Raw genomic sequence first — 15439 nt, 5'->3', positions numbered from 1 at the left:
CTTCTGAACCCCGGTACTGCTGATCCCGTCCGTCTGACGCGTCAGGAATCGGCCGGCAACAGCACGGTCGCACCCGTGGTCTTCCGTGCCTCGAGGTCCGCGTGGGCCTGCGCGGCGTCGGCCAGGCGGTATCGCTGACCCACCCGCACGTCCACGTCGCCATCGAGGATCGCCTCGAAGTATTCGCCGGCCCGCCAGTTCAGTTCCTCCGGCGTCGCGGTGAAATGCGCCAGCGTGGGCCGGGTCACCGACAACGAACCGGCCGGATTGAGGCGCTGCAGATCGAACGGCGGCACCGGTCCGCTGGAGGCGCCGAACAGGACGATGATGCCGCGGACGGCCGTGGCGGCCAGCGACTGCTCGAAGGTGTCCGCGCCGACCCCGTCGTAGACCACCGGGACACCGCGGCCGTCGGTCAGCTCCCGGACGCGCGCGGCGAGGTCGTCGGTGTACCGCAGGACGTGGTCGGCTCCGGCCTCCCGGGACAGCTCTTCTTTCTCGTCAGACGACACCGTCGTGATGACCCGTATCCCGTGGCGTTTGGCCATCTGGGTGAGGATCAGCCCGACCCCGCCGGCCCCGGCGTGGATCAGCACCGTGTCCTCCGGATGCGGATGTGCGCTCCCGTCCAGGAGGTAATGCGCGGTGAGCCCCCGGAGCAGCGACGATCCTGCGACCGCGTCGTCGATCCCGTCGGGGACGACGACCGCCTGCGCTGCGGGCACCGCCACGAGTTCGGCGTACGACGCGGGTGCTGCGCACCACGCGACCCGTTGGCCCACTTCGAGGCCGGACACCTCCGAGCCCAGGGAGACGATCTCACCCGCGCCCTCGGTGCCCGGAATGTACGGCGGGGTCGACGGGTAGAGCCCGCGCCGGAGATAGGTGTCGATGTAGTTGACGCCGACTGCCGAGGTCCGGACGATCACCTCGTCGGCGGCCGGGATCGGGTCGTCGACGGTTCCGAAGGCCAGGACGTCCGGACCGCCGTGGCGGGTCACCTGTATCGCGCGCACGACACCCGTTGTACACGGGGAACACGCCGGATGTGATGCCGATCCCGCTATCGGGACCGGCCCGGGCCCACCGGTATGCTGAGCGTCATGACTGACAGTGCCGCCACCGACACCACAGCCACGCCGACCGTCCAGGCCCCGGGCGATGTCGTCGCCTCGGTGAAGAAGTTCGTCGCCCGCGAGGGCGGCAGCGCGAAGGTCGTCCTCCAGGCGATCGGTGCGGCCGGCGTACGGATCACGCTCGTCGGTGACGCCGGGGGCGTTCTCGGTGACCGCGTCGTCGCCGACCTCGCGACCGCGCAGGCCGTCGTCGATGCCGTCGACGGACTCGAGATCGCCGAGTGGGACCGCGATCTCACCTCGGAGACCACCGTCAAGCCGTCGCACTACCGCAAGATGGCCGGCTGGGTGGCCCGCCAGAAGCGCTTCCCGAAGGCGCGCAACCGCGCGATCCTCTGACCGACGGTCCGACCCGCGGAACAGAAACGACCCCCGGCGTGATCGCCGGGGGTCGTTTCTCGTTTCGTGGCTCGTGGTCAGGCCGCCGCCTCGACGCGCGGCTGATCGGTCGCCCGGGCGACCAGCACCTGCCAAGTGGCGCCGATGAGCAGCAGCGCACTGCCGAACATGTGGGCGATGACCAGCGCGACGGGCAGATCGGTGAAGAACTGGACGAAGCCGATCACGCCCTGCAGGGCGAGCAGCCCCACGAAGACCAGCGCCGAGCGCTGTTGGGGACGCGCGAAGACGCGGGCGTAGACGAGTGCTGCCAGACCCAGTCCGACGAGGACGAACACCGCGTCGGCGTGGAGCTGGGTGGCGTTGTCGGGGTCGAGTCCGTTGCGAGGAGCGTCGACGTCGCCGGCGTGCGGGCCGGAGCCGGTGACCACGGTGCCGAGGTAGATCGTCACCCAGGTGACCACGTACAGCAGTCCCGCCAGGTAGATGCCCAGTCGCCGGGTCGCCATCCCCGGGGTGTCGGTGTCGGCAGGGGCGGGCTCGGTCGGAGTCGGGTACGGGCGCATCCGGAAGACCAGTACGGTCGCCGCCGACACCAGGATCATCGACAGGATGAAGTGCAGCGCCACGACCCACGGGTTGAGGTCGGTGAGGACGGTGATGCCGCCGATCACGCCCTGGAACGGGATACCGAGCGCGATCAGGGTGACGAGCCACTTGTCGCGACGTGCCGATCCGGCATACCGGAGCACGGCGATCCAGGTGGCGATCGCGATGATGATCAGGACCCACGTCAGCATCCGGTTGCCGAACTCGATCGCGCCGTGGATGCCGAGTTCGCCGTGCGGGACGAAGGAGTCGTCGGTGCAGCGCGGCCAGGTCGGGCAGCCGAGACCCGAACCCGTGACCCGCACGGCGCCGCCGGTGGCGACGATCCCGACGTTGGAGACGAGCAGCGCGATCGCCCAGCGGTGCACGAAGCGGATCGTCGGTCGGCCGAATCCCGGGATGGACCGCCAGAACCCGCTCATCCGCCGGTTGCCGCGCTCGTCGGGGGTGACCCGGTCGGGGTCCGCCCCGTCGGGTCGTGTCGAAGTCTGCGACGTCGTCATCGGAATCGGAACCACCTCACCGCCAAGGTGCCGGCCACTGCGGCCCACACCAGCAAGACGCCCACCCCGAAGGCGTCGAACGAACCACGCGAGGCCATTTCGAGGGCCTCACTGAGCGCACCCGAGGGGATGCACCGTGCCAGGGTGTGCACGGCGCCGGGAACGTTGGAATCGACGACCACGAGGCTGCCGAGACCGATGAACGCGAACCAGAGCAGGTTCGCCAGGGCCAGGACGACCTCCGCCTTGAGCGTGCCGCCGAGGAGCAGTCCGAGCGCCGCGAAGCAGGCGGTGCCGATGATGATCACCAACGCGCCGATCAGCAGTCCGACCGCGTCGGGCCGCCACCCGAAGGCGAATCCGATGGCGCCGATGATGACCGACTGCAGGGCCACCACGATCAGCACCGCGACCGACTTGCCGACGATGATGCCCCACCGGGGGATCGGCGTGGCGCCCAGTCGTTTCAGCGCCCCGTACCGACGGTCGAAGCCGACGGCGATCGCCTGGCCGGTGAAGGCGGTCGACATCACGGCGACCGTGAGGATCGCGGGGACGAAGAGCGTGGCCCGCTCGGCCGGTCCGTCGCCGAACGTCGTGTTGATCGGTAGCAGGCACAACCCGACGAGCAGGGTGATCGGGATGAACATCGTGAGCAACAGCTGCTCACCGTTGCGCAGCAGGAGCTTGAGCTCGAGCGTCGACTGTGCGGCGATCATCGCCGGCAGGGATGCCGGACGCGGCGCCGGACGGAACATGCCGTCGGGGAAGAGTCCGGTGCCGGGAGCAGGGGAGTTCACTGCGGGGGAGTTCACGGTCGTAGGGCCCGTCCGGTCAGGTCGAGGAAGACGTCTTCGAGACTGCGGGTCTCGACACGGAGATCGGTTGCGAGGACGTTGATCTTCGCGCACCAGGCGGTCACCGTCGCGAGGACCTGGGGGGTCATCGGACCGATGACGAGGTACGAGCCGGGGTTCGCCTCGGTGCAGTGGTAACCCTCGGGCAGCGCGAGCGTCAGCATCGACAGGTCGAGCCCGCGGGGTGCGGTGAACCGCAACTCGTTCTCGGCGCCGGTGCTGGTGAGATCGGCGGGGGTCCCGGCGGCAACCGCGCGGCCGTGATCGATGATCACGACCTGGTCGGCGAGTTCCTCCGCCTCGTCCATCAGATGGGTGGTGAGCAGGATGGACACCCCGTCGGCGCGGAGACGGTCGACGAGTTCCCAGACGACGAGACGCGCATGGGCGTCGAGGCCCGCGGTCGGCTCGTCGAGGAACACGAGTTCGGGACGGCCGACGATCGCGCAGGCGAGCGCAAGGCGTTGCTGTTGCCCGCCGGAGAGGCGTCGGTACGACGTGCGTCGGACGTCGCCGAGACCGAGTGCGTCGAGGAGGAATTCGGGGTCGATCGGGTCGGCCGAGTAGGCGGCGACGAGCCGCAGCATCTCCTCGGCGCGGGCGCCGGGGTAGGCGCCGCCGCCCTGGAGCATCACGCCGATACGGCGGCGGAGGGCGTCGTTGTCGACGATCGGGTCGAGCCCGAGAACCCGGACGGTGCCGGCGTCGGGGGCGGTGAAGCCCTCGCAGATCTCGACGGTGGTGGTCTTGCCCGCACCGTTCGGTCCGAGAAGGGCGAGGATCTGACCGCGCTCCACGGTGAGATCGAGTCGATCGACGGCGGTTCGGTCACCGAAGGCCTTGACCAACCCGCGGACCTCGACCGCGGGGGACGCGACGGGGTCGGTCGGCGGACGATCGTTCATCCGATCGTCGTCGCTGATCTGCCGAGGAGTCGTGCTGCGCACACAGGTCAGACTAGGCGCTCGGACCCCGCGGACGAAAAACGCCGCTCGCGGGTGCGGTGGGGGATCGTCATGGCGTCGGGGCGTTCTCGGCGGGTTCCGGGGTGTCCTCCGGCGCCCCGGTTCTGCGGCGACGCCACCGACGCGGCGAGCGGTCCTCGAAGAAGAGCGCGGTGAGTGCTGCGACCATGATCACACCGGCCAGAAGGCCCTGTGCGAGAACGACTCCACTGGTGTTGGAGCTCGTGGGCATCACGACGATCGCGATGATCGCCGACGCGGCGATGGTGGAGATCCGGAACCACGCACCGGTCGCCCAGGCCGCGAGGGGGATCACTGCCCAGAGCAGATACCAGGCCTGAACGAACGGGAAGAACAGGATGAATGTGGCCATTGACACACCGAGTGCGCCGAGCGGGTGGAGGCGTCCGCCGAGGGTCGCGAGCATCCAGCGGATGATGAACAGGCCCGCGACGAGCTGGCCGACCGGACGGGCGACCTCGAGGATCGCCTGCGTGTGTTCGCCGAGTCCGAGCGTCACACCGATGCGTCCGGTGGTCACACCGAGCAGGGTCGGCATCGACATCCACGACCGCACGATCTCACCGGTCGACAGCGTGCCCGTCCAGCCGAATCCGAGCCCGGTCCCCAGCGAGATGCCGACCATCACGATGCCGAGCACCACCGCGTAGAAGCCGGCGGAGACGCAGAGGGCATACACCGACCATTTCGATCGGGACCACCATTCGCGGACCGGCGCGCGTCGAAGCGCCGGCAGCGTGGCGCCCCAGCGCATGGCCAGGGCGATCCCGACGAAGCCGAGCGCGAGCAGGGAGGCGACCTTGATCATCGCGGACGCCGCTATCACCGCGCCGCCGGCGATCAGGATCCACCCGGCTCTCGTGGGTATCAGCGTTCCCGGCTTGCGTAGCCGATCGACACCGTAGATGGCGCGGAAACTCAGTTCGAGGCCCACGAGCATCAGACCGAGCATGAGTGCCTCGTTGTGGATGCCGCCCACCAGATGCAGGATCACGAGCGGGTTCATCGCACCGAGCCACAGGGCGGCGACCGAGGACACCCCGCAGCGCTTCGCCAGCCGCGGCAACGCCCACACGATGAGCGCGACACCGAGCAGCGCGACGATACGGTGCAGGAAGATTGCCGCGGTGATGTTCGCGCCGGTCACCTTCGTGATGCCCTCGCCGATCCACAGGAAGAGTGGTCCATAGGGTGCCGGGGTGTCCCGCCACAGGTTGGGCACCGATCGCGTCAGGATGTGGTCGACGCCCAGACCTCGTACCGGGCTGACCGAGTAGGGGTCCATGCCCCGGTAGGCGATGGCACTCTGCGCGAGGTACGAGTAGACGTCCTTGCTGAGCAGCGGGGGAGCCAGCACGATGGGCGTGATCCACAGCATGAGGGTCCGGTCGGCCTGACGTCGACTCATCCGGCGTTCCGGGCTGCGCCCATGCAGGACCTCGACGCTGAACCGACCCACCGCGAAACGGCCGATCAGCAGCCACGCGACCACCAGGGTGATGGTGCCGCCGATGGAGAGGGCGAGTGCGGTGCCGAACATCCGGGACGGCAACGACAGCACGCGCATGCCGGCCACCGGGTTCTGCAGCACCGGAACCGCGCCGGTACCGAGTGCGCCGATGAGGATCAGGACGGAGCCGGTGGCGCCGAAGAGCTTGATGCGGCGAAGGCGTCGGGTCTCCGCGGCGTTGAGGGGGCCGACCTCGCGTTCGTCGTCGTGTAGGCGGGCGACGGTCTTTCCGTAGTCGCCGCGCTGCTCGGTGGCGTCGGCGTCGGGTTCGACCGGGCGCTGTTTACGTAGTCCGAGGTAGTTCAACACGGAGAGCAGGTGATTCCACACGAGTCCGAAGAAGTCCGGCACGCGGCGGCCAGCTGTGGTTTCGGGCACACGACGACTGTAATCGTCGGCGGCCGATACCTCGCGACCACCCTTTATCCGGACAATCGAGACACCGTGGCAGAATTCCATCGCTTCGCTAAGGGCACCCTTGCTGGCAGCGTGGAATCAATTACGTCACACTCGTGTTGTGAAAACCATGCGGAACGATGTTGTGCTGCCCTCGGGCAGCGGCAATGCCGTGCCCTCCGCTGGTACGGCAAGCCCTCAGCCGACCGCCGGTGCCGAACAGCACGACGGTCAGACGCGTGACGCCGTGGTGAACCTGCTCGTCGAGGACGGCCCGCTGACCGCGGGCGAGATCGGCGAGCGTCTCGGCATCTCCGCCGCCGGCGTGCGTCGTCACCTCGATGCGCTCACCAGTGCCGGGGACATCGAGGTCGCCTCGACCGGGTTCGGTCAGCGTCGCGGTCGTGGGCGCGGTCGCCCCGCGAAGTGGTTCCAGCTCACGCCGGAGGGGCGCGGCAAGATGCGCCACGCCTACGATGACCTCGCCGGTGCCGCGATGCGCAAGCTTCGTGACCTCGGTGGCCACGACGCCGTCGCCGAATTCGCGCGGGAACGAGTCGAGCGGATCGTGGCCGACGTGTCGCCGAGCACCGACCCCGTCACGGTCGCCGACACCGTCGAGGAGATCGCCGACGCGCTGACCAGCGCGGGCTATGCGACCAACACCCGGCAGGTCGGCAACGGCATGCAGATCTGCCAGCACCACTGCCCGGTGGCGCACGTCGCCACCGAGTTCCCCGAACTCTGTGAGGCCGAGACCGCGGTCTTCACCGAGCTGCTCGGTACGCACGTGCAGCGCCTGGCCACCATCGCCAACGGTGACTGCGCCTGCACCACCCACGTACCGATCCATCCGCCGCCGGAGTCTCCACCGTCTCCTCAGCACGGAACCTCACAGACACTGCCCACGACAACCCGAAAGGCCACGCGATGACCGTCACCGATCCGGCCGCCACCACGCCGACCGCCCCGGCTCCCCTCACGCAGGAAGAGACGATTGCCGCCCTCGGCAAGTACGGCTACGGCTGGGCCGACTCCGACGTGGCCGGCGCCAGCGCCAAGCGCGGACTGTCCCCGGCGGTCGTCGCCGACATCTCGGCCAAGAAGAGCGAGCCCGAGTGGATGCTCGAGCAGCGCCTCAAGGCACTGAAGATCTTCGACAAGAAGCCGATGCCGGGTTGGGGCGCCGGACTCGAGGGCATCGACTTCGACAACATCAAGTACTTCGTGCGGTCCAGCGAGAAGCAGGCCGCCACCTGGGAAGACCTGCCCGAGGACATCAAGAACACCTACGACAAGCTCGGCATCCCGGAGGCGGAGAAGCAGCGCCTGGTCTCCGGTGTCGCCGCTCAGTACGAGTCCGAGGTCGTCTACCACTCGATCCGCGAGGACCTCGAGAAGCAGGGCGTGATCTTCCTCGACACCGACACCGCGCTCAAGGAGCACCCGGAGATCTTCCAGGAGTACTTCGGCTCGGTCATCCCGGCCGGTGACAACAAGTTCTCCGCGTTGAACACCGCGGTCTGGTCCGGTGGCTCGTTCATCTACGTCCCGCCGGGTGTCCACGTCGACATCCCACTGCAGGCCTACTTCCGGATCAACACCGAGAACATGGGCCAGTTCGAGCGCACCCTGATCATCGTCGACGAGGGTGCCTACGTGCACTACGTCGAGGGTTGTACCGCGCCGATCTACAAGACCGACTCGCTGCACTCCGCGGTCGTCGAGATCATCGTGAAGAAGGGCGGCCGCTGCCGCTACACGACCATCCAGAACTGGTCGAACAACGTCTACAACCTGGTGACCAAGCGCGCCAAGGCCGAGGCCGGCGCCACCATGGAGTGGGTCGACGGCAACATCGGCTCGAAGGTCACCATGAAGTACCCGGCGGTCTGGCTGACCGGTGAGCACGCGAAGGGCGAGGTCCTCTCCGTCGCCTTCGCCGGCCCCGGACAGCACCAGGACACCGGTTCCAAGATGGTCCACCTCGCGCCGAACACCTCGAGCAACATCATCTCGAAGTCGGTGGCCCGAGGCGGTGGCCGCGCCTCCTACCGCGGCCTGATCAAGATCAACAACGGAGCGCACGGCAGCCGCTCGACGGTGAAATGCGATGCGCTGCTGGTCGACACCATCTCCCGCAGTGATACCTACCCCTACGTCGACATCCGCGAGGACGACGTGACGATGGGGCATGAGGCGACCGTCTCGAAGGTCAGCGACGATCAGCTCTTCTACCTGATGAGCCGTGGTCTGACCGAGGACGAGGCGATGGCCATGGTGGTCCGCGGCTTCGTCGAGCCGATCGCCAAGGAACTCCCGATGGAATACGCGCTCGAGCTCAACCGCCTGATCGAGCTTCAGATGGAAGGAGCCGTCGGCTGATGGCCGATCCGACACTCCCGGTTTCGACACCGGGCTCGCATTCGCCTGTCGTCAACAAGGGTGAACTGTTCACCTCGTTCGACGTCAACGCCTTCGAGGTGCCCAGCCCTCGCGAAGAGGCCTGGCGCTTCACCCCGTTCCGCCGCCTGCGCGGTCTGCACGACGGTTCCGCACAGCGGACCGCTGAGGCGACCGTCGAGGTGACCGGAGTGTCCGAGGGCGTCACCGTCGAGACCGTCGGTCGCGACGACGAGCGTCTCGGCCAGGGCGGCGTGCCCTTCGACCGGGTCGCCGCGCAGGCATACTCGACGTTCACGCAGGCCACGGTCGTCACCGTCGGCCGCGAGGTCGAGCTGTCCGAGCCGGTCACCATCACGGTCACCGGTCCCGGTGAGGGCGAGACCGCCTTCGGTCACACCCAGGTCCGGCTCGAGCCCTTCGCCCGCGCCGTCGTGGTGCTGGACCAGAAGGGCGGCGGAACCTTCGCCGAGAACGTCGAGTTCGTCGTCGGCGACAGCGCCGCGCTCACCGTCGTCAACGTGCACGACTGGGACGACGACGCGGTTCACGTCGTCGCCCATCACGTGCGCACCGGCCGCGATTCCGTGGTCCGCCACTTCGCGGTCAGCTTCGGCGGCAACCTCGTCCGGCTCTCGCCGATCGTCCACTACGACGCGCCGGGTGGCGACGTCGAGATGTGGGGTCTGTACTTCGCCGACGCGGGACAGCATCTCGAGCAGCGCCTGCTCGTCGACCACAGCCAGCCCAACTGCCGCTCGAACGTGGTGTACAAGGGTGCACTGCAGGGTGATACGAGCGGCGACCGGTCGCGCGAGGCGCACACGGTCTGGATCGGCGACGTGCTGATCCGCGCCGAGGCCGAGGGCACCGACACCTTCGAACTCAACCGCAACCTGGTGCTCACCGACAACGCCCGTGCCGACTCGGTGCCCAACCTCGAGATCGAGACCGGCGAGATCGTCGGCGCCGGCCACGCCAGCGCCACCGGACGTTTCGACGACGAGCAGCTGTTCTACCTGCAGGCTCGCGGCATCCCCGAGGATCAGGCGCGCCGTCTGGTCATCCGCGGATTCTTCGGCGAGGTGATCGCCAAGATCGGCGTGCCCGAGCTCCGCGAGCGTCTGTCCGCCGCCGTCGAGCGCGAGCTCGAACTCTCCGGCGCCTGACCAGCGACCGCGTCCGACTCAGAACCTCCCACAGCCTGTTAGAGAGAACTCAGAAACATGACCACACTGGAAATCCGTGACCTGCACGTCGATGTCGCACAGTCCGACTCCGACGCCGAGCCCATCCACATCCTCAAGGGTGTCGACCTGACCGTGAAGTCCGGTGAGACGCACGCGATCATGGGGCCCAACGGTTCGGGCAAGTCCACGCTGTCCTACGCCATCGCCGGTCATCCCAAGTACCAGGTGACCTCCGGCTCGATCACCCTCGACGGCGAGGACGTCCTGGAGATGAGCGTCGACGAGCGTGCGCGCGCCGGCCTGTTCCTGGCGATGCAGTACCCCGTCGAGGTGCCCGGCGTGTCGATGTCGAACTTCCTGCGCACCGCCGCCACCGCCGTCCGCGGCGAGGCGCCGAAGCTGCGGCACTGGGTCAAGGAGACCAAGGAGGCGATGACCGCTCTGGAGATCGATCCGTCGTTCTCCGAGCGCAGCGTCAACGAGGGCTTCTCCGGCGGCGAGAAGAAGCGCCACGAGATCCTGCAGCTCGACCTGCTCAAGCCGAAGATCGCGATCCTCGACGAGACCGACTCGGGTCTCGACGTCGACGCGCTGCGCGTCGTCAGCGAGGGCGTCAACCGCTACAAGGAGCGCGACAACGGTGGCGTCCTGCTGATCACGCACTACACGCGCATCCTCCGCTACATCAAGCCCGAGTTCGTCCACGTCTTCGTCAACGGACGTGTCGTCGAGTCCGGTGGCCCGGAACTGGCCGACGTGCTCGAGGAGAACGGCTACGAGCGTTTCACCTCGGCGGCCAAGGCCGGCTGAACCAACACCCCTGGAGGTGCACGTACGTGACACTCTCGCCTGAGACCACAACTGCGGCAGCCGCTTTCGACGTGGAGGCGCTGCGCGCGGACTTCCCGATCCTGTCGCGCACCGTTCGTGACGAGAAGCCGTTGGTGTACCTCGACTCCGGGGCCACATCGCAGCGTCCCGTGCAGGTGCTCGACGCCGAGCGGTACTTCCTCACGCACCACAATGCGGCGGTGCACCGGGGAGCCCACCAGCTCGCCGAAGAGGCCACCGACGCCTATGAGGATGCGCGTGAGGTCATCGCGGCCTTCGTCGGCGCGTCGTCGGATCAGCTGGTGTTCACCAAGAACGCCACCGAGGCGCTCAATCTGGTGACCTACACGCTCGGCGATCCGCGTTCGGCGTCGATCCTCGGCGGATCGGCATTGGGCCCGGGCGACACCGTGGTCATCACCGAGCTCGAGCATCACGCGAATCTGGTGCCGTGGCAGGAACTCTGCCGTCGGACCGGTGCGACGCTGCGCTGGTACGGAGTGACCGACGACGGTCGCATCGACCTGGACTCGCTGACCCTCGACGAGTCGGTGAAGGCCATCGCGTTCACCCACCAGTCGAACGTCACCGGTGCCGTCGCCGATGTCGGAGAACTCGTCTCGCGCGCGCAGGCAGTCGGTGCGCTCGTCGTCCTCGACGCGTGCCAGTCGGTGCCGCACATGCCGGTCGACCTGACCGCGCTGGACGTCGACTTCGCCGCGTTCTCCGGGCACAAGATGTTCGGTCCGAGCGGTGTCGGCGCGCTGTACGGCAAGACCGAACTCCTCGATGCGTTGCCGCCGTTCATCACCGGCGGCTCGATGATCGAGACCGTCACGATGGAGGTGTCGACCTACGCGCCGCCGCCCCAGCGTTTCGAGGCCGGTGTGCCGATGACCTCGCAGGTCGTGGGCCTCGGTGCCGCGGTGCGCTACCTCCAGACCATCGGCATGGAAGCCGTTGCCGCCCATGAGCATGCTCTCGTCGAGCACGCGCTCTCACGGCTCGGTGAGATCGACGGCCTGCGCATCATCGGCCCGACCACCACCGAGAACCGCGGGGGAGCGGTGTCTTTCCTCGTCGACGGCATCCACGCCCACGACCTGGGGCAGATCCTCGACGACGAGGGCGTCGCCATCCGCGTCGGCCACCACTGCGCATGGCCGCTGCACCGACGCTTCGGTGTGGCCGCGACTGCGCGTGCGTCGTTCGCCGCCTACAACACGCTTGCCGAGGTCGACGCGTTGGCCGCGGCGATCGTCAAGGCGCAGAACTTCTTCGGGGTGAACTGAGCATGCGTATGGAGCAGATGTACCAGGAAGTGATCCTGGACCACTACAAACATCCGCACGGTCGAGGACTCCGCGAGCCGTTCGGCGCCGAGGTCCACCACGTCAACCCGACGTGCGGCGACGAGGTGACCCTGCGCGTCGCCGTCTCGACCGACGGCAGCACGATCGACGACGTGTCCTACGACGGCCAGGGATGCTCGATCTCCCAGGCCTCCACGTCGGTGCTACACGACCTGATCGTCGGACAGTCGGTCGGCGAGGCCCTCGCCACCGTCGAGTCGTTCAACACGATGATGACCTCCCGCGGCAAGGATCCGGGCGACGAGGACATCATCGGCGACGGCATCGCGTTCACCGGTGTCAGCAAGTACCCCGCGCGCGTGAAGTGCGCACTCCTCGGCTGGATGGCGTTCAAGGATGCGCTTTCCCAGACGATGGACCGCCACGACACCGACAGCCATGAGAGAGAAGCGGAGTCAGCATGAGTGACGAGACAATGACCGAGAACCCGACCACGACCGACACCGCGACGACGGACACCACCGCAGCCGGTACGCCGGCAGCCCCCGCGACCTCACTGCCGGCCGTCGAGGACGTCGAAGAGGCCATGCGCGACGTCGTCGACCCCGAACTCGGGATCAACGTCGTCGACCTCGGACTCGTCTACGGCATCGAGGTCACCGATGAGGCCGTCGCCAAGATCGACATGACCCTGACCTCGGCGGCCTGCCCGCTGACCGATGTCATCGAGGACCAGTCCCGGGGCGCGCTCGTCAGCAGCGGTCTGTGTACCGACCTCGAGATCAACTGGGTCTGGCTGCCGCCGTGGGGCCCGGACAAGATCACCGACGACGGCCGCGAGCAGCTGCGAGCCCTCGGCTTCACCGTCTAGGTAACCCTTCTCGACGGCCATGACGTCGTGGTTCGAGTCCCGGGTCGAGCGGATGATCCGCGAGGCGACCGAACGCGGCGAGTTCGACGACCTGCCCGGTGCCGGCAAACCGCTCGACCTGTCGGACAGCGACGACCCCGACTGGTGGGTCAAGCGCAAGATCCGTGATGAGCACCTGGACTCCTCGGCTCTCCTGCCGGCGCCGCTCCAATTGCGCCGGGAGGCACAGGATTTCCCGGACTCGCTGCGCGACATCGCCGATGAGGCCGTAGTCCGCGACATCCTCACCGACTTCAACCGTCGAGTGCGCGAAGCCCACCTGGCGTCACGTCAGATCGCGATGCCGCACAGCGTCGTCGCGCACACCATCGATGTCGACGACATGATCGCGCAGTGGCGCGCACTGCGCCGCTGACCGTCACCCTTGTCGGCGGGCGTCCCCGGTCCATTCCGGCGTGGACATCGCGCCGCGCGCCACCACCGCTCGGGTCCGCATGTCCACGCTCCGGATGACCCGGGTCATCGCACCCATCGTCCCGGCCAGGTCGTCGCGCCGGCTGAGGTAGCTGCGCTGCGATTCGATCGGCATCGCGAAGAACGCCTCGAAGAACGCGATCGTCTGGGTGGGGCTGAGCTGCAACAAGACGCTGAGTCCGCGCAGACGTAGATTGTGGACCGCGCGGGCCGAGGCAGGCCACAATTCGGGTATTGGGTCGCGCCCCGCGGCCAGTGCGGCGACGACGCTGTCGACGCACTTCAGTGAGTAGGCGACGCTGTAACCGGTCGTCGGATTCTTGAAACCGCCTGCGGCGCCGAAGCGGAACGTCGGTTCCCGCCACGGCTGCGGCGACGACCCGGTCATCGGGAACGCCACCCGCTCGCCCCGGCGGACTCCCGACGGCAGCCCGCCGAGGCGGACGTCGAGCCGACGCTTGAGCTCGTCGAGACCCAGCGCGGGCCGGCCGACCAGACAGGTCTCCTCCAGCAGGTACTCGTCGTCGCCGAGGGGCACCACATAGAGGAACGACGGTAGCGCCCGGCGGTCTACGATCCCGCCGCGCCAGTCCATCAGCAGTGCGTCGTGCCCGTCGAGATATGTTGCGGCAGTGGCCTTGTCGACGACGATGCCGTAGGCGGTCTGCCGCGGCGACTCGTGGGGGAGCGCGCCGCGGCAGTCGACCACCACGTCGCCGGTCAGGACCCGGCCGGATTTGAGATGCACTCGCGCGCCGTCGATTTCGGTGACCCGGTCGGTCACGATCTCCGCGCCATCGAGCGTCAGCGAGCGTTGCAGACCGGGGGTGTCGAAAACCGTGTAACCGCGGTCCACCTCGTCGAGAGCGGTGCCGGCTACGCCGACGCGGTCGAGTCGGGCGGCGAAGGCCGCCGGGTCGAGCCAGTCGGGGAGCTCGTCGGACCAGCAGGCGAAGGTGGACTGCCAGACGCGGTCGGGGTGGGTGTCGACGATGGTCACCGGCACCGCGGCGGCGAGCAGCCGATGTGCCAGGGCACGCCCGGCCGGTCCCGCACCCAGAACGATCACTCCGCCGACCATGCCCTCGATCCTGCCACGAACCGGCGGGACGCGGCTTCGGCCTACGCGCCGCCCGTGGCCAGGGTCCCGCCGTCGACGGCCAGGGTCTCGCCGGTGATCCAGGCCGCCTCGTCACTGGCCAGGAAGGCGACCGCGCGGGCCACGTCCTCGGGTTCGCCGATGCGCTTCATCGGATACGCCGCGGCGGCGCGGGCCTCGTTCTCGCCCTCGATGAGTCCGGAGGCGAACTTCGTGCGCACGATCGCGGGTGCGATGGCGTTCACCCGGATGTTCGGGCCCAGTTCCCACGCCAGTTCCGCGGTGAGACGGATCAGCGCCGCCTTCGAGGTGCCGTAGGCCGCGATGACCCCTGTCGATCGCAGGCCGGCCACGGAGGAGATGTTGACCACCGCGCCACCGGTGTCCTTCATGCCCGCCCGGTAGGCCTCCTGGACGAACCCGAGGGCGGCGACGACGTTGGTGTCGAAGGTCTTGCGGTAGGCCTCCAGATCGGCGTCCATCAGCGGCCCGGCGAGGGGAGCGATGCCGGTGTTGTTCACCAGGATGTGGATTCCGCCGCCCTGGGCGACGGTGGCCGCGACCGCGCCCGCCCGATGATCGGGATCGCCGGTGTTCGCGGCGAACGCCGTGACCGCCGCCGACGGCACGGCCTGCCGGATGCGCTCGGCGGCCTCCTCGAGGGGCTCGGCCTTGCGGCTGGTGATGACGACCGAGGCGCCGCGTCGGGCGAGCTCGGTGGCGATGGCCTCACCGATGCCCCGGCTGGCGCCGGTGACCAGAGCGGAACGCCCGGTCAGGTCGGACGTCTGGGGGAAGGAAGACTGGGGAAACGTTGTGGATTGCGTCACGTCCCACACCGTATCGGTCCACCGTGTCGCCGCGGGGCGACTCCACGAGGAGGTCCGCGACGGTTTCGTGGACAAACCACTGGACGCGCCCC

Annotated in this window: 16 protein-coding genes; 9 read left to right on the top strand and 7 right to left on the bottom strand. The window is 68.3% G+C overall.

The annotated features are described in order from the left end of the window. Window positions 1–41: 41 nt before the first annotated feature. Entirely contained in the window at window positions 42–1016 is a 975-nt protein-coding gene (locus LQD00_RS21435; protein ID WP_232719320.1) for a quinone oxidoreductase family protein, read from the bottom strand. A gap of 75 nt (window positions 1017–1091) precedes the next feature. Between LQD00_RS21435 and LQD00_RS21430 the strand changes: the two genes are divergently transcribed. Beyond that, window positions 1092–1475 (top strand): hypothetical protein, encoded by a 384-nt coding sequence (locus LQD00_RS21430; RefSeq protein WP_006357241.1) that lies wholly within the window; start codon window positions 1092–1094, stop codon window positions 1473–1475. Between the two features lie 77 nt (window positions 1476–1552). On the opposite strand, the gene LQD00_RS21425 is transcribed toward LQD00_RS21430, so the two are convergent. From LQD00_RS21425 to mptB, 4 genes are all read right to left on the bottom strand, one after another. Next, window positions 1553–2587, bottom strand: a complete 1035-nt coding sequence (locus LQD00_RS21425) for a COX15/CtaA family protein (protein ID WP_232719319.1) — start codon at window positions 2585–2587, stop codon at window positions 1553–1555. Further along, the gene (locus LQD00_RS21420; RefSeq protein ID WP_406567088.1) at window positions 2584–3387 is read right to left on the bottom strand and encodes an ABC transporter permease; all 804 of its coding nucleotides are present in this window, start codon (window positions 3385–3387) and stop codon (window positions 2584–2586) included. The genes LQD00_RS21425 and LQD00_RS21420 overlap by 4 nt, the downstream gene beginning before the upstream one ends. Window positions 3388–3398: 11 nt before the next feature. Continuing rightward, on the bottom strand, window positions 3399–4349 hold the full coding sequence (locus tag LQD00_RS21415) for an ABC transporter ATP-binding protein (RefSeq protein WP_232719501.1): 951 nt from the start codon (window positions 4347–4349) through the stop codon (window positions 3399–3401). Window positions 4350–4458: 109 nt separating this feature from the next. Next, complete coding sequence (mptB, locus tag LQD00_RS21410; RefSeq protein ID WP_232719500.1) at window positions 4459–6291, bottom strand: polyprenol phosphomannose-dependent alpha 1,6 mannosyltransferase MptB; 1833 nt, start codon at window positions 6289–6291, stop codon at window positions 4459–4461. Window positions 6292–6466: 175 nt separating this feature from the next. On the opposite strand from mptB, the gene LQD00_RS21405 reads away from it, so the two are divergent. The 8 genes from LQD00_RS21405 to LQD00_RS21370 are packed head-to-tail and all read left to right on the top strand — an operon-like array spanning window position 6467 to window position 13359. Continuing rightward, window positions 6467–7270, top strand: a complete 804-nt coding sequence (locus LQD00_RS21405) for a helix-turn-helix transcriptional regulator (protein ID WP_232719318.1) — start codon at window positions 6467–6469, stop codon at window positions 7268–7270. Further along, window positions 7267–8721 (top strand): Fe-S cluster assembly protein SufB, encoded by a 1455-nt coding sequence (gene sufB / locus LQD00_RS21400; RefSeq protein ID WP_232719317.1) that lies wholly within the window; start codon window positions 7267–7269, stop codon window positions 8719–8721. Before LQD00_RS21405 ends, sufB begins: the two co-directional genes overlap by 4 nt. Continuing rightward, complete coding sequence (sufD, locus tag LQD00_RS21395) at window positions 8721–9908, top strand: Fe-S cluster assembly protein SufD (RefSeq protein ID WP_232719316.1); 1188 nt, start codon at window positions 8721–8723, stop codon at window positions 9906–9908. The genes sufB and sufD overlap by 1 nt, the downstream gene beginning before the upstream one ends. A gap of 57 nt (window positions 9909–9965) precedes the next feature. Beyond that, window positions 9966–10739 carry a Fe-S cluster assembly ATPase SufC gene (sufC, locus tag LQD00_RS21390; protein WP_232719315.1) on the top strand — a complete coding sequence of 258 codons (774 nt, stop codon included), beginning with the start codon at window positions 9966–9968 and terminating at the stop codon, window positions 10737–10739. A gap of 26 nt (window positions 10740–10765) precedes the next feature. Then, complete coding sequence (locus LQD00_RS21385) at window positions 10766–12052, top strand: cysteine desulfurase (RefSeq protein ID WP_232719314.1); 1287 nt, start codon at window positions 10766–10768, stop codon at window positions 12050–12052. A 2-nt stretch (window positions 12053–12054) separates the two neighbouring features. Then, window positions 12055–12537 (top strand): Fe-S cluster assembly sulfur transfer protein SufU, encoded by a 483-nt coding sequence (gene sufU, locus LQD00_RS21380; protein WP_232719313.1) that lies wholly within the window; start codon window positions 12055–12057, stop codon window positions 12535–12537. Further along, window positions 12534–12944 (top strand): metal-sulfur cluster assembly factor, encoded by a 411-nt coding sequence (locus tag LQD00_RS21375; RefSeq protein WP_232719312.1) that lies wholly within the window; start codon window positions 12534–12536, stop codon window positions 12942–12944. Before sufU ends, LQD00_RS21375 begins: the two co-directional genes overlap by 4 nt. A gap of 19 nt (window positions 12945–12963) precedes the next feature. After that, on the top strand, window positions 12964–13359 hold the full coding sequence (locus LQD00_RS21370; protein ID WP_232719311.1) for a DnaJ family domain-containing protein: 396 nt from the start codon (window positions 12964–12966) through the stop codon (window positions 13357–13359). A gap of 3 nt (window positions 13360–13362) precedes the next feature. Here LQD00_RS21370 and LQD00_RS21365 read toward each other — a convergent pair whose 3' ends face one another. Then, the gene (locus tag LQD00_RS21365; protein ID WP_232719310.1) at window positions 13363–14499 is read right to left on the bottom strand and encodes a lycopene cyclase family protein; all 1137 of its coding nucleotides are present in this window, start codon (window positions 14497–14499) and stop codon (window positions 13363–13365) included. 41 nt (window positions 14500–14540) lie between these two features. Then, a complete protein-coding gene (locus LQD00_RS21360) occupies window positions 14541–15356 on the bottom strand; it encodes an SDR family oxidoreductase (RefSeq protein ID WP_232719499.1) in 816 nt (271 codons plus the stop codon). Window positions 15357–15439: the final 83 nt, after the last annotated feature.

Origin of the sequence: Gordonia metallireducens (genome assembly GCF_021245825.1) — a bacterium.
Classification (GTDB): Bacteria; Actinomycetota; Actinomycetes; order Mycobacteriales; family Mycobacteriaceae; genus Gordonia; species Gordonia namibiensis.
Note: the sequence above shows the minus strand (reverse complement) of the source record. Positions and strands in the feature narration are given on the sequence as shown.